General features: G+C 43.0%; 22 protein-coding genes and 1 pseudogene. 9 read left to right on the top strand and 14 right to left on the bottom strand.

What is annotated here, in order from left to right; translation table 11 throughout:
* Positions 1–9: 9 nt before the first annotated feature.
* Positions 10–2,196, bottom strand: a complete 2,187-nt coding sequence (locus BA70_RS16965; RefSeq protein WP_034324734.1) for a DNA topoisomerase III — start codon at positions 2,194–2,196, stop codon at positions 10–12.
* An 880-nt stretch (positions 2,197–3,076) separates the two neighbouring features.
* Between BA70_RS16965 and BA70_RS16960 the strand changes: the two genes are divergently transcribed.
* The 4 genes from BA70_RS16960 to BA70_RS20200 all read left to right on the top strand — a co-directional run bounded on the left by BA70_RS16960 (position 3,077) and on the right by BA70_RS20200 (position 4,435).
* Positions 3,077–3,373: a DUF3817 domain-containing protein gene (locus BA70_RS16960; RefSeq protein WP_034324733.1), complete on the top strand. Its 297-nt coding sequence runs from the start codon at positions 3,077–3,079 to the stop codon at positions 3,371–3,373.
* Positions 3,374–3,844: 471 nt separating this feature from the next.
* Positions 3,845–4,063 (top strand): hypothetical protein, encoded by a 219-nt coding sequence (locus BA70_RS16955; protein WP_034324731.1) that lies wholly within the window; start codon positions 3,845–3,847, stop codon positions 4,061–4,063.
* 13 nt (positions 4,064–4,076) lie between these two features.
* Positions 4,077–4,259: a hypothetical protein gene (locus tag BA70_RS16950; RefSeq protein ID WP_034324730.1), complete on the top strand. Its 183-nt coding sequence runs from the start codon at positions 4,077–4,079 to the stop codon at positions 4,257–4,259.
* Positions 4,259–4,435 (top strand): hypothetical protein, encoded by a 177-nt coding sequence (locus BA70_RS20200; RefSeq protein WP_160171277.1) that lies wholly within the window; start codon positions 4,259–4,261, stop codon positions 4,433–4,435. Before BA70_RS16950 ends, BA70_RS20200 begins: the two co-directional genes overlap by 1 nt.
* A gap of 441 nt (positions 4,436–4,876) precedes the next feature.
* Here the strand turns inward: BA70_RS20200 and BA70_RS16945 are convergent, their stop codons facing one another.
* Positions 4,877–5,299, bottom strand: a complete 423-nt coding sequence (locus tag BA70_RS16945) for a pyridoxamine 5'-phosphate oxidase family protein (RefSeq protein ID WP_034324729.1) — start codon at positions 5,297–5,299, stop codon at positions 4,877–4,879.
* Between the two features lie 294 nt (positions 5,300–5,593).
* Complete coding sequence (locus BA70_RS16940) at positions 5,594–6,463, bottom strand: SDR family oxidoreductase (protein WP_034324727.1); 870 nt, start codon at positions 6,461–6,463, stop codon at positions 5,594–5,596.
* Between the two features lie 160 nt (positions 6,464–6,623).
* Here BA70_RS16940 and BA70_RS16935 point away from each other — a divergent pair, with 160 nt between their 5' ends.
* Positions 6,624–7,235: a class I SAM-dependent methyltransferase gene (locus tag BA70_RS16935; RefSeq protein ID WP_034324725.1), complete on the top strand. Its 612-nt coding sequence runs from the start codon at positions 6,624–6,626 to the stop codon at positions 7,233–7,235.
* Between the two features lie 16 nt (positions 7,236–7,251).
* Here the strand turns inward: BA70_RS16935 and BA70_RS16930 are convergent, their stop codons facing one another.
* The 3 genes from BA70_RS16930 to BA70_RS16920 form a co-directional block, all read right to left on the bottom strand.
* Positions 7,252–9,339, bottom strand: coding sequence for a BglG family transcription antiterminator (locus BA70_RS16930; RefSeq protein ID WP_034324722.1), 2,088 nt, complete (start codon positions 9,337–9,339; stop codon positions 7,252–7,254).
* A 132-nt stretch (positions 9,340–9,471) separates the two neighbouring features.
* On the bottom strand, positions 9,472–10,554 hold the full coding sequence (locus BA70_RS16925; RefSeq protein WP_034324720.1) for a C45 family autoproteolytic acyltransferase/hydrolase: 1,083 nt from the start codon (positions 10,552–10,554) through the stop codon (positions 9,472–9,474).
* Positions 10,555–10,640: 86 nt separating this feature from the next.
* Positions 10,641–11,273, bottom strand: coding sequence for a GDSL-type esterase/lipase family protein (locus BA70_RS16920; RefSeq protein ID WP_034324719.1), 633 nt, complete (start codon positions 11,271–11,273; stop codon positions 10,641–10,643).
* 416 nt (positions 11,274–11,689) lie between these two features.
* Here BA70_RS16920 and BA70_RS16915 point away from each other — a divergent pair, with 416 nt between their 5' ends.
* Positions 11,690–12,325: an FMN-dependent NADH-azoreductase gene (locus BA70_RS16915; RefSeq protein WP_034283819.1), complete on the top strand. Its 636-nt coding sequence runs from the start codon at positions 11,690–11,692 to the stop codon at positions 12,323–12,325.
* A 34-nt stretch (positions 12,326–12,359) separates the two neighbouring features.
* On the opposite strand, the gene BA70_RS16910 is transcribed toward BA70_RS16915, so the two are convergent.
* From BA70_RS16910 to BA70_RS16875, 8 genes and pseudogenes are all read right to left on the bottom strand, one after another.
* A complete protein-coding gene (locus tag BA70_RS16910) occupies positions 12,360–13,133 on the bottom strand; it encodes an IclR family transcriptional regulator (RefSeq protein ID WP_034324717.1) in 774 nt (257 codons plus the stop codon).
* A gap of 5 nt (positions 13,134–13,138) precedes the next feature.
* A complete protein-coding gene (locus BA70_RS16905) occupies positions 13,139–14,164 on the bottom strand; it encodes a 5-oxoprolinase subunit C family protein (protein WP_034324714.1) in 1,026 nt (341 codons plus the stop codon).
* On the bottom strand, positions 14,161–14,907 hold the full coding sequence (gene pxpB / locus BA70_RS16900) for a 5-oxoprolinase subunit PxpB (protein ID WP_034324712.1): 747 nt from the start codon (positions 14,905–14,907) through the stop codon (positions 14,161–14,163). Before pxpB ends, BA70_RS16905 begins: the two co-directional genes overlap by 4 nt.
* Before the next feature lie 20 nt (positions 14,908–14,927).
* Positions 14,928–15,718 (bottom strand): annotated as a pseudogene (locus BA70_RS16895) (putative hydro-lyase).
* 5 nt (positions 15,719–15,723) lie between these two features.
* On the bottom strand, positions 15,724–16,941 hold the full coding sequence (locus BA70_RS16890; protein WP_034324710.1) for an NRAMP family divalent metal transporter: 1,218 nt from the start codon (positions 16,939–16,941) through the stop codon (positions 15,724–15,726).
* Between the two features lie 29 nt (positions 16,942–16,970).
* Complete coding sequence (locus BA70_RS16885; protein WP_034324707.1) at positions 16,971–17,726, bottom strand: LamB/YcsF family protein; 756 nt, start codon at positions 17,724–17,726, stop codon at positions 16,971–16,973.
* Positions 17,727–17,892: 166 nt separating this feature from the next.
* On the bottom strand, positions 17,893–18,672 hold the full coding sequence (locus tag BA70_RS16880) for a Cof-type HAD-IIB family hydrolase (protein ID WP_189318103.1): 780 nt from the start codon (positions 18,670–18,672) through the stop codon (positions 17,893–17,895).
* Positions 18,673–18,776: 104 nt separating this feature from the next.
* A complete protein-coding gene (locus tag BA70_RS16875; RefSeq protein ID WP_078061754.1) occupies positions 18,777–19,046 on the bottom strand; it encodes an excalibur calcium-binding domain-containing protein in 270 nt (89 codons plus the stop codon).
* A gap of 184 nt (positions 19,047–19,230) precedes the next feature.
* Here BA70_RS16875 and BA70_RS16870 point away from each other — a divergent pair, with 184 nt between their 5' ends.
* From BA70_RS16870 to BA70_RS16860, 3 genes are read left to right on the top strand one after another with little or no spacing between them, the layout of a single operon-like run.
* Positions 19,231–19,608, top strand: a complete 378-nt coding sequence (locus tag BA70_RS16870) for a VOC family protein (RefSeq protein ID WP_034324702.1) — start codon at positions 19,231–19,233, stop codon at positions 19,606–19,608.
* Positions 19,609–19,635: 27 nt separating this feature from the next.
* Positions 19,636–19,929: a DUF5316 family protein gene (locus BA70_RS16865; protein WP_034324700.1), complete on the top strand. Its 294-nt coding sequence runs from the start codon at positions 19,636–19,638 to the stop codon at positions 19,927–19,929.
* Between the two features lie 26 nt (positions 19,930–19,955).
* The gene (locus BA70_RS16860) at positions 19,956–20,198 is read left to right on the top strand and encodes a DUF2651 family protein (RefSeq protein ID WP_034324698.1); all 243 of its coding nucleotides are present in this window, start codon (positions 19,956–19,958) and stop codon (positions 20,196–20,198) included.
* Positions 20,199–20,387 lie beyond the last annotated feature (189 nt).

Here is a 20,387-nt window from a genome sequence, read left to right as displayed (position 1 = left end):
TTTACACAACTATTGATCTAATTTTAGTTTCTTTAATTGTTCAGCTAGTGCGTTATTGATCGGTTCTTCCACTTTGTTTTGTTTCTTCATATATTTAGACACATCGTGCTTACTGGCTCGTTTTTGATTGGATTGTGATTTGCGTTTCTCGAAAACAGACAGCTTCTCTCTATGTCCGCACACACAAGCAAAGATTTTGCCATCGCCTTCTCCGCGCAGCTCGAGTTTTTTATGACAGTTCGGGCAGCGTGCATTTGTTTTCTTCGCCACGTTTTTTCGGTGTCCACATTCCCGATCCTGACAGACGAGCATTGTGCCATTTTTTCCGTTCACTTTCAGCATGAGTTTTCCGCAGTCAGGACAATGGGTTCCAGTGACGTTGTCATGCTTAAATGTTTGGTTCGTCTGTTTGATTTCAGTCACTGCTTGTTTTGCAAATGACTTCATTTCACTCATAAATTGAGAAGCTTTCAATTGGCCTTTCGAAATTTTTGAAAGCTTTTGTTCCCATTCAGCAGTTAAAGCAGGGGACTTCAGGTCTTCAGGCACTAAAGAGAGGAGCTGCTTCCCTTTTGATGTGATGAAGATGTCTTTGCCCTTTTTCTCAATTAAGAAGCTATTAAACAGCTTTTCAATGATATCGGCTCTTGTTGCCACTGTTCCTAGACCACCCGTTTCACCAAGGGTTTTCACTAGGTCCTTTTCCTGGTTCTGCATAAATGCCGCCGGGTTCTCCATGGCAGATAAAAGGGTCCCTTCATTAAAACGGGCAGGAGGCTTCGTTTCTCCTTTTGTTTCTTTCAGCTGTCGTACTTCAAGGGACTGGCCTTCTGAGAGTAGCGGCAGATGCTGATCTGCTTCGGTTGATTCCTCGTCTTCATAGGAATCATCATACACAGCTTTCCAGCCAGCTGATTGCACGGTTTTCCCTTTTGCTGTGAACGTTTCACTGCCTATCTTGGCGATAACAGTTGTTTCCTCGTACTCAAAAGGTTTCATAAGAACCGCAAGGAATCGTTTGGCAATCAGATCATATAATTTACGCTCTTTATCACTTAATACACCAGGATACAGCTCTTCCTCGGTTGGAATGATCGCATGGTGATCCGACACTTTGGCATCGTTGACGAAGCCTTTGTGCGCGTTAATACCTGATTGTAAAATACGGTTCACATGTTGTGCGTACGGTCTGACGTTCATTCCTTTTAACCGATCCTTTAATGTGGGAACGATATCCGCTGAAATAAAACGTGAATCTGTACGCGGGTAGGTGACAAGCTTATGCTGCTCATAAAGCCGCTGAAGGGTAGACAGTGTTTCTTTCGCCGAAAAGCCATAGCGTTTGTGGGCGTCACGCTGCAATTCTGTCAGGTCATATAACCCTGGAGCAAAGGCCTTTTTGGCTGCTTTTTTCAGCGCGTCAATCACTGCCGGTTTTCCTTTGCAGCCTGCCAAGCGCTCTTTCATCAGATCCTCTTGGAATGTACGGTTTTGCTTTGTTTTGGCATCCTGCCAGGTCAACGTAAGTCCATCTACTTGTGCAGTCAGTCCAAAGAACGGCTTCGGCTGAAATTGCTGAATGTCTTCCTCTCGCTTTGCGATCATGGCAACGGTTGGTGTTTGCACCCGTCCGCAGGAGAGCTGTGCATTGAACTTGGTCGTCAGTGCTCTTGTCGCGTTGATCCCTACAATCCAGTCTGCCTCTGCACGTGCGACCGCTGAGCGATACAGGTTATCATATTCTCTGCCGTCTTTTAATCGTTTGAAGCCTTCTTGAATGGCTTTGTCCGTGACAGATGAGATCCATAGTCGTTTTAATGGCTTTTTCACATGCGCTTTTTCAAGAATCCATCTTGCGACAAGCTCCCCTTCACGTCCAGCATCTGTTGCGATGACAATGTCTTTTACATCTTTTCTTGCAAGCTGAGCCTTTACTGCTTGGAACTGTTTGCCTGTCTTTTTCATCACCACAAGCTTGAGCGGCTCTGGAATGATTGGCAAATCCTCTAAACGCCAGGATTGAAATTCTTTTCCGTAGCCTTCTGGATCAGCCAGTGTGACCAAATGGCCAAGCGCCCACGTCACAATGTATTGATCTCCTTCTAAAAAACCATTTCCTTTTTTATGACACTTCAGTACACGCGCAAGGTCACGCCCTACTGAAGGTTTCTCTGCTAATACAACTGTTTTTGACACTAGATTTCACATCTCTTTCTTCTATCCATCCTTTTATTATAGCAGACGTGGAGACGCGGTTCTAATGGTGGAACATAAATGAGAAATGGAGCTGAAACAGCAGCGTAAAGACAACACTTGAAATAGAAACACTTCTAACATTAATTACTTCTACACTGAAACGCATTCAGAAAGTTCCACGCCATAAGAGCTTGAAGTACCCCATAAGAAAAAATTTGCCAAATCTTCGATCCACGATATATTTTCTAGGCATACAAAAAACACCTCTGTATTCAAAAAGGTGTTTTTGGGGCGGAATTTTTTCGAGGCTTAAAGCTTAGCTCACAGTCTTTGCAGTACAAGTAACTAACTATTTTTTCTCTTAACCCAGACAAGTAAATAAATATGATGACAAACAAAACAATTCCAAGCGTCTCTTTTATAAAAGGGATAAACACTATCCTTGTTATAAGATAAGGGATATAAAAAGAAATACCTAACATGAGAAATACTGAAAAACAACCGGCACTTCTTACTCTCTTTCCCACACGATTACTATTACATCTAGGGCATCTTTGCCATTCCAAAAAAAACAACTTCCTTTCCAAATTTATGTATATTTCATCTTACCATGAATAATATTCCATTTTTAATATTATTTTTTAATGTACGTAAATAAAGAAGGTGAAGAATTAATAAAAGAACAAAAATAAAGCATATATGTCATAGCTCGATTCATTTAAATCAATTATTCTTTAAAATCTAGAATAGTTGCATCTCTCCCATTTTTTAAACATTACATGAACATATTTTGAATTTTTCGTAGATTTTAGCATGTCCGGACGATCTTTCGTTTATATTAGAAGATGAGAAACTAGGTTTGATACAGGAGGATTTGTCTATGCATACAAGTATTAGCCGTCTGCGACAGGCGGGTTTTATTGAGGGAATGTCTCTTTTAACCCTTCTTTTAATTGCCATGCCCCTAAAATATTTTGCGGGTATTCCGATGGCAGTCACCATTGTGGGTTCTCTTCATGGCGCATTGTTTGTGATCTATATGCTCGTTTTGGCCTATGCGACATTTAAAGTTCGCTGGCATTTGAAATGGTCCATCGCCGGTTTCTTTGCGGCATTCATTCCTTTCGGCAACTTCGCCTATGATAAGGTGCTTCGCCAATTTGATACAAAGGCTTAATAGAAAAAGCGCTCCTTTACAGGAACGCTTTTTTAAATCGATGCATATTTCACAATGGCTGCTTGCTGTGGTCCATTCCTTGATTCTTTTTCCTGAACGAGGATCATACATTGCGTAATGGAGCTGCTGGTCTTTTGATACAGCACTCACCACTCGTTTTCCTTCATCAAATGCGAAGATTCGCTGGACGTCATTCTCTGTTATTTTCCCATTCTCCAAATCATCCTGGTAATGATTCCATAACATGATACTGATAATGATAGCTGGAATAAAGAAGACAATATATCTTAGGAAAATCACTGGTATTCTTTTCACTTGATCGCTTCCTTTCATGAGGTTCCTTTATCATATACGTCAGTACAGCGAGATTGTTTCATGCTAGAAGAAAACATTCCAATTCCAAAATCCATATTTTACAAACTCGGTTATTTGCGATAAAATCCAATCAGAATCAAAAAAGGAGTTATCTCATTGGATAAGCTAACCTCTATCATTCTAGCGGCATGGCTGCGTGTTCCCCGTTGGTTCAAACAATGGCTGCTCGTATCCATTTCCATTTTCTTTTTTTATATGTGCTTTGTAAAGGGGCTGACTCGCTGGCACACCTTGCCGCCCGTTACCTTGATCTCATGTGCTATTGGTTCCTTCTTCATTTGGATGATATGGCTACAAGATCAAAAAAATAAGTGAAAAGGGGAAAATCATGAAAGAATCCATCCTTTATTTTGCGATCTCTTTTGTTCTGCAATTGGTTTGGTTTGGTATTGTGCACACAGATAAAGGCGTAACACTGCTGGACATGCTCATCTTCTCTATTTTGTTTGCGGTGATGTTCTTTTTTATTGAACGGATTTGGCGGTATCAGAAGAAAGGAAGAAGTGAGTGATGATGAAGTATGTCCTATTGACTGGTATCACCTGTGTGTTTGCTGTTCTATTTTTGATGGCGAATCCTTTTGGTGGGGATGCTATGCGGATGGTGTCTACCTTCATCTTTCCTTTCCTCGGGATCATCGGTCTCGGAATCTTATTGTTTGACCCACTTAAAAAGGCTGCCAAATAGATGGCAGCCTGCTTCTTACTCTTTTCATGCAAATAAATAATCAATTTGTGATCTCCGTCACGGAGTTTATGAGTCAAGATTCGATCATATCAGTGTGTCATATGTGTTCCGAGTGAACCTACGTTTGAAAGTAAACGCCATGGAAGTTCTGGATAACAAGACAACGAAAGCCCTACCTCTCATTCGTCCTTACGGCTCCGAAGCCGTGCCAGTGTGAATTGTAAATCAAAACGTCTTTTTTCATTCTTCCGCTTTTATAGGGGGCGGTGCAGAAGGAAAAGAATAAGTTTGTTCGCTTTAACAGCGTCTCGTTCTTATCAAGTAGAAGCTCTATTGCTTCTCATTATGTCATAGAAAAAAGAAAGTTTACTTTCTTTATTTATTTGCTTATTTCAACACTTAATAACAAACTATAACACATTCCCCCACCTTACGCAAGTGTTAAAGTGATAATTCTGCTGGTGTACGGCTTCCTTCATTCATATAACGGATGGAGGTTGGGTCAATCTTCAGAATCACTAGATTTGGATCATCTTTGCCTTTAAACCATTTCTCCATCTCCTCTGACCAAAGGCGGTCGATCAGCTCTGGATCATCTGTTAATGTAGCGGTGCCTGCAATTTCTGCATACGTGTCACCGAATCCTTCACCTGTATATCCAATGAGAATATGAACATTCGGGTTTTTTTCAATTTCGTCTGCTTTATGTGTTTCTTTGCTCGTTGGTGTATATAGCGTCAGCCCTTCATGGAAAAAAGTCATGTAGCGGGTATGCGGCTGATTCTGTTCAACGGTCGCTAGTGTTCCAACCTTTTGCTCATCTAATAAGTTTAGAACCTTTTGCTTTAACTCTTCTTGTGACATAGATCTTCACTCCTTCAAAGTTTCATCCGTACTCATAGGTTTCCACGACAATCCATTCATTAAACAAAGAAATGTGTTTTTCATAAAAAGAGAGCTTCTAGCTGATGCTATAGGAAATAGGTTCAATGAAGGGAGAAGTTGGACATGCCTCATGAAACGATGTTCCATTTGGGTTCACTTGTCATTGCGGCAGTTGTTGTGGGCATTATCGTATGGTCTGTTACATCTGTGCAGAAGAATCGCAAGAAATACTAAAAACACCGCCCAATCGAAGCTGGGCGGTGGCGCTATTGATCATGTATTCATAAAGGAACCGCCATTGACGTGAAGCGTTTGTCCCGTCATATAAGACGATTCGTCAGAAGCAAGCAGCACGAAGCAGCCAACATGCTCCACAGGCTGTCCTGGTCTTCCCATTGGGGTTTCTGCCCCGAAGCTTTCCACACTGTCTTCGTCAAATGTAGATGGAATGAGCGGCGTCCAAATTGGACCAGGCGCTACACCGTTCACGCGAATCCCATCTTTCACAAGCGACTGTGCCATAGAACGAGTAAAGCCGTTGATGGCCCCTTTCGTCGCTGTATAATCGATGAGCACTGCGTTACCTCGATATGGATTGATGGATGTTGTATTAATAATTGAACTTCCCGGTTTTAAGTAATCAAGTGCCTTCTTCGTAAAATAAAAATAGGAATAAAAGTTGGTTCTAAAGGTTTGGTGAAGCTGTTCACTAGAGATATCTTGAATTCGTTCTTTCGGATGCTGTTCAGCCGCATTATTCACTAAAATATCTAACTGACCAAAGGCTTCAACCGTTTTTTCTACCGCTTCCTCGCAAAAGGCTTCGTCTCCGACATCTCCTGCAATCGTTAAGCATTTGACGCCTTCCTGCTCTACACGCTCTTTCGTATCTTCTGCATCCTCATGTTCATTTAAATACACAATGGCGACATGTGCTCCTTCTTTGGCATATGCAACAGAAACGGCACGTCCAATTCCACTGTCTCCACCTGTAATCAGGGCAACTTTCCCTTTTAGCTTGCCAGACCCTTGATACGATTCATCCTCAAAGATCGGCGCAGGATTCATTTCTCTTTCACTGCCTGGCTGCTGATCCTGTGTTTGACGCGGAATGCCATTTGTTAAGTATTCACGTAAATCCATGTGTAAGCTCCTCCTTGATTTGTTGATATATTCTTTCATTACCACTTCATTTTTTCACTCAAACATCCCTATGCTGTACAGATGCGTTTTGCAAAACAGGTGGTTATGTTTCAAATTAGGAAAAATCGGTTACTTGATCATCAAAAAGGAGCGTTCTCATATGCTGTCAACCATTTCGAAAACCTTTAGCAGACCAAAAGGCTGGCTTGGAAGCATCGCGGGCTTCATTATGGCAAATGAAAATAAAGCATTGAATCAGTGGGCGATCCGCCATTTAGAGCTTGATGATGGTGAAAATATTCTAGAGATAGGCTATGGCCCCGGCTATAGCATGAATCATATGTTGAAGCATTATGAATATCTTCACATTGATGGGCTGGATGCCTCTTCGACCATGCAGGAACAAGCGCGGACTCGCTTGAGCAAACGATCAAAAGACAAACAGGTCCGGCTGTATGTCGGGAAAATTGAGAAAACACGTCTGCCGGGAGAGCAGTATGACAAAGTGCTTTCTGTTAATAATTACACGATTTGGGATGACCCAAAGACCGGCTTACTCAATCTTTATCACACCTTGAAGCCGGGCGGAAAAATTGTCATTGTGATGCAGCCAAGAGAAAAGGGCGCTGACGCCAATCGGACAAAAGAGATGGGTGAAAACATACTGAATGACTTACAGTTTGCGGGGTTTGAACATTTTTCTGTTGAGTACGAGGAAATTCGTCCAACCCTCGCTGTCTGTGTCACAGCAAAAAAGCCGAGAAGCGAATAAGCTCTCGGCCTTTTTCTTACCACTTTGCTTCTTTCACAAATTGATAGAAAAGCTGATGTAATTTCTGTTCAATCTCTTCCTTTGACCCATGCCCATAAAGCGCCATGCTTTCTTCACTTTCAATGATGGATGAACTGATCAGACTAAACATTTCAGAGCCTTCCTTGCCAAGCTCCAGCGGCGCCAGCATCATGAGCATTCGTGACATCATCTGCTGACCGCCATCCATGCTTTTGACCTCGTATGCTTCATCAAGATCATAGATATGAAAGATAGGCTCTTTGATCAATTCATGCTTTAAGTGAAAAAGAGCAAACTCAGTACCTGGAATCCCTAAACCGCCTTGTTGTTCACGTTCAAGTAAGCTGGTTGCCACATTGTCCGCATGTTTTACATATCCTTCACTTTCAATCTGACGAAGCAGCTGTCTGATTGTTGCCTCATGATGCGGCAACGTCTTCTTATTTTCTAAAGTGAAATGGGACACAATGCCGCGAATCACAGACATATAGTTCGTTATCTGCTCTGCAACTGCCATCATATCAATGGTTTCTTGCACGGATTCTTTTACAGATTCTTTCGTTCTTTTTTTCTCTATCATGTAAGGAATCTTTCGTTTAATATGAGCCTTCACACGCATGGCGTCATCCTCATTTAAAAGCGGACTGACCATGATGTAATCGATATGATCATATGGAATAGGAACGGTTGATACAATCATGTCATAGCTCGCGGCATCAATTTCCTTTAGCTCCATCAAAGAAGATAGATCGAATTTTGCGATCTCTGGTAGCTCTTTTTTCAACCGTGATGCGAGCATTTTGGAGGAACCGATTCCGCTTGAGCAAACGACCAATGCATGAATTTTTGTTTCTTCTTTTTTGATTTCAAGCACTGAGCCAAAGTGCAGCACAATAAAGGCGATTTCATCCTCTGGAAATTCAATCTCCGGAAAGAAACGCTCGACTCCTTCTTCGATGGCCATAAAAAGCAAAAAGTAATCTTTTTTGATTTGTTGTGTGAGCGGGTTATAAATTCTCATCTTTTCCTTTAAACGGTTCATGGCAGGTTCGAGATGAGACACGAGTCCCTCGTACAATGAATCATTTTCATTTAAATGGTAGCCGGTTTTATTTGAAATAAAATCAATGAGTTTTTTCGTTCTCAGTGCTATATCAAGCTCAATCTCATCAATGCGGTATTCTGCCTGAAAGCTGCGATTTGCACTGCGCAGGTGGATGGTCATATATCCGACCTCTGCTTCAGGAATCTCCACATTAAACATGCGTTCAAGGGCTCTTGCGATTCGCTGTGATGATTGAAATTCTTTCGTCCGCTTTAATTCAAGCAGCTCTTCTTCTTCCATGCGAATGGTTTCGCCAATCTGAATGCGTTCGATGGCATACGTTAAGTGAACGACAAGTGCAATATAGGCACTATCAGACAATGAGAGAGACAGTCGATTTTTCAAATGAAAGAGCAGTCTTTCTACCTTAAGCAGCTGCCCTCTGCTGACAACGCCAAACACCTTTTCCGTCGCTTTCGTTCGATGCTTGATATTCATTTCAATCGTTTCTAAAAACAATTGAATATCGAGCCGGTCGACGATGAGGTTGCCGACAATCTTTCGTTTGGCTTCCTCCGGTCCTTTTAATTCAATGCCATACCCGCGTTTTCGTATCAGCTGCAAACCGTAAGGCGCGATCCACTCCGTCAGCTCATCTAAGTCATAGCTGATGGTCGCATTTGTCACCTGCAGGTCGGCGGCAAGTGTATATAATTTCACCGGTTCCTTTGCTTCAAGCAGCGCACATAGGATTAAGAGCTTCCGTTCATCCGAACTATATTCAATTTGATCCTCATTTGAAATGTGAGCAAGAAGCCGCTGTTTGTCCTTCTGTTCTCCGACCGTCTTCAAGCCTTTCCCCGGTTGTTTATCTAGCGAAAGTTGATAATTCTTTAAAATAGGTTTAATGGATTTGAGTTCTCTATGGATGGTTCTTGTACTCACCTGAACAGAATCGGCTATCTCACGAATGGTGACATAACGATTTTGCTGAATGATGTATTTGATGACTTTCTGTTCTCGTGCCGTTATGTACATGAAATGCCTCCTTCTGCTTACATAGGTCTATTGTCACACTTTAATATAAAACGCTTTCAACCAGCGATGCAATCTTTAGTTCATCTGACTTTGGCACATTGACTGTGACAAAAATGAAAGACCATGTCCCGGTCAGACGTTTTTCCAAAATGACGGTCCATACTCCTTTTGATGAAATTGAACCTTTTGTTCACGGAAGGGCAGTGTGCCCCCAGCTCTTAATGAATAAGTTCGGTTGTATACTGGCGAACCAAAGCAATAATCCATCGTCCCTTCCTCTGGCCGGAACATGACAGTTCGCATCGTCCCAAACAGCTCCTCGTAATTGTGCACAGTCAGACCATCTGGATATTCTGTCTGAAATAGTTTGATGAGAGAATCGCTTGATCGTTGTTCTTCTAAAGCCTCTATTAACATTTCGTATCTGACGACAGAATGATGCTTGGTCATCCCTTTTACCGTTTGATCAGCAAGCGGATGATTCGTTGCTGCAATATAACCATGCTCCGGTCTTCTAACAGCTTTTTGTCCGTCCATCATTTCAATCGCAGCCGCCTCTCCTTTTCGATCGGCCAGCATGAGGTGCACATTTGAAGCAACAGGCATTTCCTGTATAGAACGAATGGCTTCCTCAACTGTTTCACAGTATTCCAGAACAGATCGAATCACATGATATACTTGCAAACCAGCAACGGCTGGCGGCTTTAAGCCGGGTTCATTGCCAATTGGCGGTCCGCATGCAGAGAATGTCACAGAAAGACCATGCTCATTCATCCCGTCAGACCTGCCAAACAACAGCAGTGACGAGCCTGTATGAACGGCTAAGCCTTCTACATGTGTAGACACAAGGCGCATATCATCAAACATCGGGGAAAAGTCATAGTTACGTAGCAGCACCGTTTGTTGATCTGTCGTCTTTTTCCCCTGCATCACGCAATGGGAGCAGCCTGGCTGCAGATGCGATGAATAGTAAAAGGTCAAATAGGTTTCATCCAATTGCAGTTCATCACAAAACCCCGCGATCTCTTCATCTAATTGAGGGAGATATGGACGCAGCAGCTGCTTCGTTTCCTTCACAGCCTCTTTTGCCATCGGTTCTGTTCGAATGTATTGTTTCTTTAGCAAAGGGTTCTCCTTAAGCCAGACAGCCTGCTGCTTTCCTACCTCATAAGCTGTTCCTTTCATTTCGTGAAAATACGCGTTGATCTCTTGCATACATACACCTCTTTTGTCTTCGTTTCTTTTATCATATCGAAACAGCCCTTCATTTAAAAGAATGAAAAAACTGCAATCCCACCGGATTACAGCTGTTTAGAGGATTGTTGAAACAGCGCTTCTGCCATTGCTTCATATCCTTTATGGTTCGGATGAAATTGATCAATCGATAAGTAAGCTCTTTCGTGTCCTTCAAATGCGCGGTAAACATCCACAACTTCTACATGCGGACTAGCTGCCAGCAACCGAAGATGATCGTTGTATTGCTGCAGCCATCGCTCGGCTATCGGAATCCCAGGAAAAGGATTATATAAATTCAATAAATACACGCAGTATGGCTGATGCTGCCCTCTTTTGATTTGAGCGATTTCTTGAATCATTTGCCTAAAATTCGCCTGACAATGCATGGACGCTTGCAGTAGTTTCTTTTCATCTCCACCTTCTTCATACTGTTGAACAGCTTGAACAAGATCATTCCCGCAGCCTGTAATAGTGATGATGTCAGCTTTTGCAATAGCACGTCTCACATCAGACCGCTTGAAAAGCTGTAAGATTTCCTCCGTCGTTAACCCTGATTTCGCAAAAACGGACAGCTCGACCGGCGTATGCAGCCTTTTTTCAAGCATCGCCTTAAACCGCTCGACAAAGCCCCCACCAAATAAACGTGCCCCCACCCCGACCGTTAAGGAATCTCCAATCGCAACATAGGATCGTCCCATTTTTATCCCTCACTCTCTCCTGCCTTCTCTTATATATACGAAAAATGAGAACAGATGCTTGTAGCAGATGGCTTAGGGGCATTCATCTTTTTTTCAAATCCACAGAATGAGACGCCTTTACAAACTCTTTACTTGCGATATCGATCGATTTTTTGTTCAATAGGAGTAGGCTTTTTATGCTTAAATCCTTGTTTCAACGTGTTCTAGAAAAATTTACAAACTTTTTATCTTGATTTCGAGACTTTATACCTTGACTTCAAACTACATTGTGATTACAATGAAAATATCAGTTTTTATGTAACTGTGCTTGTTACATCTTTTTCATAGCATTCCAATATGATTAAAGATGCCACATATTCAGTGTATCTTTGGGATACGCTAAAAAAATCACTGAACCCGAAAGGATTGAATGAATTATGGCAAAAGTTTTATACATCACTGCACATCCGCATGATGAAACAGTTTCTTACAGTATGGCTACTGCTAAAGCATTTATCGAATCTTATAAGGAAGCAAATCCAAGCGACGAGGTTGTACATATTGATTTGTACAAAGAAAACATCCCTCACATTGATGCAGATGTATTCGCTGGCTGGGGCAAGCTTCAATCTGGCGCTGGCTTCGATACACTTTCAGCTGAAGAGCAAGCGAAAGTTGCTCGCCTAAACGAATTAAGCGATCAATTCGTTTCTGCTGACAAATATGTATTTGTTTCACCACTTTGGAACTTCTCATTCCCACCAGTTCTTAAAGCATACATCGACTCTGTTGCTGTAGCTGGTAAAACATTCAAATACACAGAGCAAGGTCCTGTTGGATTATTAACAGACAAAAAAGCGCTACACATCCAAGCACGTGGCGGATACTACTCTGAAGGTCCTGCTGCTGAACTTGAAGCAGGTCACCGTTACCTTGGAACAATTGCGAGCTTCTTCGGTATTCCTTCTTTCGAAGGTCTTATTGTTGAAGGTCACAATGCTGAGCCTGCGAAAGCAGAGCAAATTAAAGCAGATGCAATTGAACGCGCAAAAGCTTTAGGAAAAACTTTCTAATCAATCATACAGAAAAAGCCAATGATCTTGACGGTCATTGGCTTTTTGTTTGTGTAAATGAAAAACCTAGTTCTCTCGAAATACCGCTGGCGGATTTTTTGACCTGATCAATTAAGTAAGGAAGTCGTTCCTTTTGGTATCCTGCTTCAAATCCTGCAATGCTAATACCTGCGACCACTTCCCCGAGATGATTGAAAATAGGCGCTCCAATAGCAGCTGTATAGTTTTCAAGCTCTGAATAGCTCAACGTATAGCCCCGTTTATTTGATTCTTCGAGTATGTTCCGCAGAACTTCTTTATCTGTGATGGTTCCAATTCCGATTTTCCCTAGCTCGATCGAGTCAATATAGGCCAGTCTCTCTTTCTCTGGCAAAAAGGACAGAATACTTCTCGCACAGGCTCCCGCATATAGTGGAGATCGCCTGCCGACAGCAGTGTAGAGCCGAACAGGTTGCGTACCTTCGATTTTTTCCACGTAAATGGCTTCGTCTCCCTCACGAATAATGAGCTGTACAGCTTCTCCCACTTCATCTCGCAAGCTTTCCATAAAAGGCTTCGCAATCCTCCGAATATCAAGGCGGTCGGCTACAAGCTGACCATATTCAAGGAACATCAATCCTAACCGATAAACACCGGAATCATGCTTTTCTAATAAACCCATATCCGCTAATGAGCTCGCCATTCGATGTACAGATGTTTTTGGCATTCGGGCTAGCTCAATCATCTCATTTAACGTTAATTGTTCGTGTGTGATAAAAAGCCGCAAAATCTCCATTGACTTCACAACGGTTTTATTTGTGTTTTGCATGTTCCTCACCTTTTCTCAAACGAAAATGCTTCCAGCTTTACTCTTGCGGTCAGTTCCCTGAGTTTCGCTTCTTGCTTGAACAGTGCCTGTTCTGCTTCATGATGGTCGATTTGCTTAAAATACAGATTCGCACCAGGCATTGCCTGTGCAATGAGCGGCAGATCTACTGTCGCCACTTCTCCAATTCTCGGGTATCCGCCTGTTGTTTGGCGATCTGCCAGCAGAATAATTGGCTGGCCGTCAGGAGGGATTTGAACAGAGCCAAAGGCAACAGCTTCTGAAATCAATTCAAGCTTTTGCTTTAAGCGAATGGGTTCTCCTTTCAATCTGCATCCCATGCGATCTGATTGGGGCGTGACCTGGTAGGGCTGTTCAAAAAAGGCTGTTTGAGATTCTTCCTGAAAATAAGAGAGATGTCGGCCTGCCAACACCCGAATCACTGGTGATTTCCGCAGCGGCAAGAAATGAGCATGACTCACTGTCCAATCAGGGGCACTATATCTCACTTGTTTCTCTTTGCTTTTTAGCATGTGAAACAGGCTCACCGCTATTGGTGATGGCTCTCCAATGGTCAGGACGTCTCCTTTTTCTAGCGGACGCCCTTTCAGTCCACCTATCCCCGCTCTCACATAGGTGCTTTTGCTCTGCATAACTGGCTCGACGTCGAATCCACCTGCCATAGCAAGATAGGAACGGCAGCCTCTTTTACAAGGTCCAAAGGTGATGGTGCTTCCTGCTCGAATAAAAAGAGGCTTCCATAAAGGTGCTGGCTCTCCATCAATATCGATCTCCACATCAGCGCCAGTGACTGCAATCAGCTGATCCTTCTGACACGTCAACACAGGGCCTGGCCCCATCAATGTGATTTCCAGCACAGCTTCATTTTCTTGGTTACCGGTGAGGATGTTGGCGATTCTGAGTGAGAGTGGATCCATGCCGCCGCTCGTTAAGACGCCATACTTCTGATAGCCTTTTCGCCCTTTATCCTGAATGGTTGTGAACATCCCCGGCTTGATGACATGAATACTCAACGTTCTGCCTCCTTCATGCTGAAAAATTCCTTTTCAGACATTTGGACAAATCTGACCTCGTCCCCTGCCTTCAGTAGACTTGGTATCTCATCATCCGGCCGAAACAATGACAGCGGGGTTTGTCCAATGAGCTGCCAGCCTCCTGGTGTGGAAATCGGGTATACGCCTGTCTGCTTCCCCGCAATGCCCACAGACCCTTTCGGAATAGACATTCTCGGTGTTTCCCTGCGCGGAGCGGCGATTTTTTCAGAAAGCCCACCTAAAAACGGAAACCCTGGGGCAAATCCAATCATATAGACAAGATACGTCCCTGCTGTGTGAATACGCACGACTTCTTCAGGCGTCAACCTATTGATGCGGGCGACTTCTTCTAAATCAGGACCAAGCGCTCCTCCGTAACAAACAGGAATTTCGACGATGCGGCTCTTTGCCTGAAACCCCACCCGCCACTTGTCTTCAAGAAGTTTTTCGATATAGGCTTTGACCCATTCATATGGAGACATGCCATGTTGATCAAGATGAGCAGATTGATGAACGGTATACGGTTCGTAAAAAACCGTCACATTTGTAAAGGCCTGAACAGCTTCAACATATCCGTCAAATGGATGCTGTTCAATACATGCAAACAGCTGCTCAACACGCTCATGAATCTCTTCACGTATGTCGGCTCCAGCTTGAATGACGATCGCTGCATCTCCTAGCGGGTGGAAGCTGATAGAATCTTTTATCGTCGAAAACACCACTTGAGGACACCTCTCTTTCTTTATAGCACTCCGAGCTGTTGATCTCTTCGGTCTGTGATGAACATATGACCAGGTGCATGAGTGATCGCAATGTCTGGTTTTGTGTGCATGACAATGGCTTGCGGCGTCACACCACATGCCCAAAACACCGGGACTTCTCCTTCTTTCATCACAGACGATTCTCCAAAGTCTGGTTTGTCCAGATCTAGGATTCCAATCATAGCTGGGTCTCCTATATGGATGGGACCGCCATGTACTGAAGGAAATCTAGACGTCACTTGAACACTTCTTGTGACTTGATGCGCCGGAATGGGTCTCATGCTGACTACCATCGGGCCATGGAACACCCTGCCTGTTCACAGGAAAGATTCGTTTGATACATCGGTACGTTATGACCATCTTCAATATGACGTACAGGGATATCATTCAGCATGAGCGCGTGCTCAAACGTAAAACTGCATCCGATGAGAAAGGCAACCATATCATCCTCCCAATAAGAGGAGATATCTGTCACCTCTTGCTGAAGAATTCCTTTTCGGTAAATACGGTACTTTGGAAAATCCGTTCGAATATCCGCTTGAGGCGCTGACCGCCTTGGCACTGGATCACCTGGCTCCAGCACATCAAGTAAAGGGCATGCAGCCGGATTCCGCTGACAAAATAAAAGAAAATCAAAGGCAAGTTCCTTTTTGACAATCATTAAATTGGCTTGAGCAAATCCCTCTGCAAAGCCAGCCGTTGGTCCTATGATCTCCTTTTTGCGAATCAATTCCCTGATCTGTGAAGGCTCACAAGTTTGATATGTATTCATCCGAATCAGCTCCATAATTTCGGGATTTCATTCATGATTGTATACCCGCCCATAATAGCCATAATGACGACAACAAACGCACCTGACAGTGTCAAAAAGAATGGATGACGATAATCACCGACAATTTCTTTTTTATAGGCCGCAATAAGCAATGTTCCAAGTGCAAGCGGCAAAATCAATGCATTAATCGCCCCAACCAAAATCAATATATTCACAGGTCTTCCAATCGTAATAAAACAAATGGTCGAGAGGGCGATAAAGCCGATGATAATGCCACGTTGATTTTGCTCAATTTTTGGCGAGAAGGTTTTAAAGAAGGAGACAGATGTGTATGCCGCTCCAATGACCGACGTGATCGCCGCAGCCCACATAATAATCCCGAACATTTTATATCCGATATTTCCTGACGCTAATTGAAAAACTGAAGCAGGCGGGTTTGATGGATCAATCTGCAAGCCTTTTGAGACAACTCCTAGAGCGGCAAGAAAGAGCGCAACACGCATGATTGACGTAATCAACACACCAAAAATGGAGCTTTTCGTCACTTGCGGCAGTGCTCCCTTACCCTTAATGCCAGCATCCAGCAGACGGTGACCGCCAGCGAAGACGATATAGCCGCCTACTGTTCCACCCACAAGTGTCACAATCGACAAAATATCAATTTTCTCTGGGACGAATGTTCTCAATGCCGCTTCTCCAACTGGTGGAGCTGTTGAAATCGCCACATACAGCATCAGGCCAATCATGACAAAGCCGGCTATCTGTGTGAAACGGTCCATCGCTTTTCCAGCCTCTTTGATCACGAAAATCAGAATAGCAATGACAGCACTGACCCCTGCTCCGATTCGCGGATCAACTCCGAAAATGACCTGAAAACCGAGACCAGCACCGGCGATATTTCCGATGTTAAAGGCAAGCCCCCCAATGACGATCAAAAAGGCTAGTACATATCCGAGACCCGGCAGAACCATATTCGCAATATCCTGCCCTCGTTTTTCTGAGACGGCAATGATGCGCCATACATTTGTTTGTGCAAAAATATCTAACAGAATAGATATCAAAATGACAAACCCAAAGCTAGCTGCAAGCTGCTGTGTAAACACTGTCGTTTGTGTTAAAAATCCCGGTCCGATGGCGGACGTAGCCATTAGGAAGGCTGCGCCCATCAGCATAGACCGGTTCCCCTTTGGCGCCTTCAAGTTTTTGACTTTCTCTGTTTTCATGCTGTTTCCCCCTTTGATGTCGTTTTTTATTAAAAGGCCCCGATGTGAATATTGGCTTCTTTTAGCTTCGCTGTAATGGTTTTTGCAAATTGAAGCGCATGGCTGCCGTCTCCGTGTATGCAAACCGTATCTGCTTTGAGCTGAATATCTTCCCCTTGAACTGTACGAACCTTTCCTTCTCGTACCATACGAACGACCTGCTCGACTGCCAGCTCATCCTCTTCAATGAGTGCATGTGGTTCGCGGCGGGACGTTAGTGTCCCATCAGTTTGATACGTCCGATCAGAAAAGACTTCATGTGCTACTTGAAGACCGATTCTTTCACCTGCTAACGCGAGTTCACTGCCTGACAGCCCAAATAACACAAGATTCGGATCGACATCATACACAGCCTTCGCAATCGATTCAGATAATTCAGTATTTTCAGCCGCCATGTTGTAGAGAGCACCGTGTGGTTTGACATGCTGCATCTTGCCGCCTTCTGCTTTTAGAAAGGCTGATAGAGCGCCTATTTGATAAATGACGAGATCATAGGCTTCCTCTGCAGAGATGGCCATTGGACGTCTGCCAAAGCCGACTAAATCTTGCAAACCTGGATGCGCACCGATTTGAACCCCTTTATCTAGCGCCATTCTGACCGTCTTTCTCATCACCGTTGGATCTCCTGCATGAAAACCGCAAGCAATGTTGGCTGAGGTGACATATTTAAGAATTTGTTCGTCTGCACCGATTGTGTATTGACCAAAGCTTTCTCCTAAATCACAGTTGATATCCACTTGATACATAGGACCCCTCCTCATTGTTCCGAAATACGGAATCACAAGTCCGAATATTCGAATTTATATTGATTATATCAACTTTGGAGAGTCTGCACATGAAATTGTCAGAAAACATAACAATAGAACTAGGAGAAAAATAAAAAAAGCGAGAGGTACTGTCCTCTCGCTTTTTTTATTTAGATAGCACCCAATGTTGGATGGCTTTTGCTACACCGTGTTCTGTATTAGGAGCGGTAATCCAATCAGCGGCTTCTTTCACCACTTCTTGCGCATTTCCCATGGCGATTCCTAGTCCAGCTTCTTGAATCATGGCCATATCATTTAGGCTGTCGCCAAGTGACATGACGTTGTCCATTGTACAGCCAATGCGTTCTGCTACCTTTGCAAGAGCCGCAGCTTTGTTAATGCCTGCCGCATTGACTTCGATATTGGTTGGACTTGAATTTGTGATCTCTAGATGACCATTTGTTTTCAGTGTATTGAGCACTTCCTCACGAACGTCATCGTCATGAATTTCAAAACCGAATTTCAGCCATTCATGGTCATGAATGCGTTCTGGAAATTCACCTCTCCACACCTTATCCACAGTGGAAGCCCAGTAATCGGTTTCGTACCTGTTTTTTAGATCCCACATCATTTGGACGTGATCCGGATGCAGCAGATCTCGTTCGATCAGCTGAAAATTTGAATCCCAAATTTCACTTCCGTTTGCTGTCACAAGATAGGAAGAGAGTTTGAGCGGCTCAACCAACTCTCGGCAAGTCATCAGCGTTCGCCCTGTGCTAATAACGACATGGACCCCTTTCGCTTCTGCTTCTTTAATGGCTTGTTTATTTTCCTCAGGAATGACGTGCTCACTATTTAACAGTGTGCCATCCATATCAATGGCAATCAATCGGATGTCTTTCTTATCAGCTTGTGTTGACAAATTGAGTACCCCACTTTGTATCATTTTTTGAAACTATCTTTATTTTAATATAAAGACGAAGATGGCACAAAGGGACGAGTTTGATCCCATAGAAAAAAAGACCTTGTTACAGGTCTTTTCACATGTGTTTAGCGTTCACAAGCAATGCCGTCTTTATCACGATCAAGTCGTATATTTTTTTGGTAAAGCGCTTTTGACACATAAGGCTTGTACTTTGTTTTGCCGCCTTTGTTTTTCGTGTTTTTGCTTTTCGCCACGCCGCCTTTATATACTTTGTTGAGCGCTTTGCAGTTTTTGTAAGACTTGACTGTCTTTGCATCCGCTGTGTGGATGTCGACTTGTGTAAAGCTTAGTAAAAGACCTAAAGACAAGACAGCGACCATGATTTTTTTCAACATATGTAATCCCCCTATTTTTTCTAATTTTACATTTTTATCATAAGTCACCACTTTTTGTTTTTCAAGACTATTCAGCTAAAAATATTGTTTTTTTTGGAATCAGATGAACCTTATATCCTATATGATAAAATAGATGGGAAACCTTTCCGGTTTTGACACGTATATGAAGAGAGGAGTTTTTCACATGAAAATGAAATATACCATTCTATATGTAAACGATGTTGAGGCGAGCATTCATTTCTATCAGCATGTACTTGGTTTCCCTATTAAATTGAGAGTTGAATCCTATGTTGAGTTTGATACTGGAGAGGTGACCTTATCCATTAATTCACGCCAGGATGTAAAAGATGCACTTGGATTACCTGTTCCAGAGGCGAATAGCTCGTCTCAAACCTTTGAGATTGGCTTTGTCGTGGATGATGTGGATCAAACAATTGCGTCAATGAAGGATAAAGGGGTACCTATCATCAAAGAACCTGCAAAAAAACCATGGGGTCAAACCGTTGCTTATGTGTCTGATCCTGATGGACATTTCATTGAAATATGTGATGCCATCTCCTAATGTCATATTTGAAGGGAGTGAACCGGAATGAGAAAAAAACATGCTTTTTTCGCCGGTGTTTGCTCAATGATTGTGATTTGCAGTGCCGCTATCATTCTACAGCACTATGAGTGGATTGGGTTTGTCAGTGGAGGGATCTCTATTATCGGGCTCGTTGTATCTGGATTTTTAATGGGTGCATGGACAAACGGGGAAGAAGCACGAGCAGCCTATCACTCTGAAACAAAAGAGCACCGCATGTGGCGTCTTGATACGGCTTTTCTTTTTATGATCTTTGCACTTCCACATATGGCTGCGGCGGTCTTTTATGTTTTGATGTAAACACTTGATAAAAAGGAGTTCGCGATATGGCTGTCTTTGTGATATTGATTGTATTTGGCTTCCCCATCATCTCCGTGCTGATTGGTATTCTCGGCACGCTGCTTTTGAAGAATGTTTGGATGCCTACTTTAATTGTACTGTTAGCAAGTGTCATCCTGATGTTCACCTATATTGGCGGGAATAAATCCTTTATCATTTGGGTCATCATCTATACAGCCTTTACGTTTCTCGCTGGATTGATCACAAAGCGGCTCAAGGCTGTTTCATAAATACTCATGAAAAAAAGAACAGTTTGCACTGTTCTCAGGCTGTCGAGAAAATCTCGACAGCTTTATTTTTTTCCTTAAAGTTTCCATTCCCCCGTTTTATAATAGAGAAAAGCATACTAAAGGAAGGTGTTTTTTTCATGTTCAAAAATAGAAATTATTCTCAGAAACAAGCTGATTTTGTATTGATTG

It is taken from the genome of Bacillus zhangzhouensis, from assembly GCF_000715205.1.
Taxonomy (GTDB): domain Bacteria; phylum Bacillota; class Bacilli; order Bacillales; family Bacillaceae; genus Bacillus; species Bacillus zhangzhouensis.
Note: the sequence above shows the minus strand (reverse complement) of the source record. Positions and strands in the feature narration are given on the sequence as shown.

Bases quoted from the DNA above. Each gene is read 5' to 3' on its own strand.
- BA70_RS16960 (WP_034324733.1), top strand. From the start codon at position 3,077: ATGCATACAAGTATTAGCCGTCTGCGACAGGCGGGTTTTATTGAGGGA.
- BA70_RS16950 (WP_034324730.1), top strand. From the start codon at position 4,077: ATGAAAGAATCCATCCTTTATTTTGCGATCTCTTTTGTTCTGCAATTG.
- BA70_RS20200 (WP_160171277.1), top strand. From the start codon at position 4,259: ATGATGAAGTATGTCCTATTGACTGGTATCACCTGTGTGTTTGCTGTT.
- BA70_RS16945 (WP_034324729.1), bottom strand. From the start codon at position 5,299: ATGTCACAAGAAGAGTTAAAGCAAAAGGTTCTAAACTTATTAGATGAG.
- BA70_RS16940 (WP_034324727.1), bottom strand. From the start codon at position 6,463: ATGGATTTACGTGAATACTTAACAAATGGCATTCCGCGTCAAACACAG.
- BA70_RS16935 (WP_034324725.1), top strand. From the start codon at position 6,624: ATGCTGTCAACCATTTCGAAAACCTTTAGCAGACCAAAAGGCTGGCTT.
- BA70_RS16930 (WP_034324722.1), bottom strand. From the start codon at position 9,339: ATGTACATAACGGCACGAGAACAGAAAGTCATCAAATACATCATTCAG.
- BA70_RS16925 (WP_034324720.1), bottom strand. From the start codon at position 10,554: ATGCAAGAGATCAACGCGTATTTTCACGAAATGAAAGGAACAGCTTAT.
- BA70_RS16920 (WP_034324719.1), bottom strand. From the start codon at position 11,273: ATGGGACGATCCTATGTTGCGATTGGAGATTCCTTAACGGTCGGGGTG.
- BA70_RS16915 (WP_034283819.1), top strand. From the start codon at position 11,690: ATGGCAAAAGTTTTATACATCACTGCACATCCGCATGATGAAACAGTT.
- BA70_RS16910 (WP_034324717.1), bottom strand. From the start codon at position 13,133: ATGCAAAACACAAATAAAACCGTTGTGAAGTCAATGGAGATTTTGCGG.
- BA70_RS16890 (WP_034324710.1), bottom strand. From the start codon at position 16,941: ATGAAAACAGAGAAAGTCAAAAACTTGAAGGCGCCAAAGGGGAACCGG.
- BA70_RS16885 (WP_034324707.1), bottom strand. From the start codon at position 17,726: ATGTATCAAGTGGATATCAACTGTGATTTAGGAGAAAGCTTTGGTCAA.
- BA70_RS16880 (WP_189318103.1), bottom strand. From the start codon at position 18,672: ATGATACAAAGTGGGGTACTCAATTTGTCAACACAAGCTGATAAGAAA.
- BA70_RS16875 (WP_078061754.1), bottom strand. From the start codon at position 19,046: ATGTTGAAAAAAATCATGGTCGCTGTCTTGTCTTTAGGTCTTTTACTA.
- BA70_RS16870 (WP_034324702.1), top strand. From the start codon at position 19,231: ATGAAAATGAAATATACCATTCTATATGTAAACGATGTTGAGGCGAGC.
- BA70_RS16865 (WP_034324700.1), top strand. From the start codon at position 19,636: ATGAGAAAAAAACATGCTTTTTTCGCCGGTGTTTGCTCAATGATTGTG.
- BA70_RS16860 (WP_034324698.1), top strand. From the start codon at position 19,956: ATGGCTGTCTTTGTGATATTGATTGTATTTGGCTTCCCCATCATCTCC.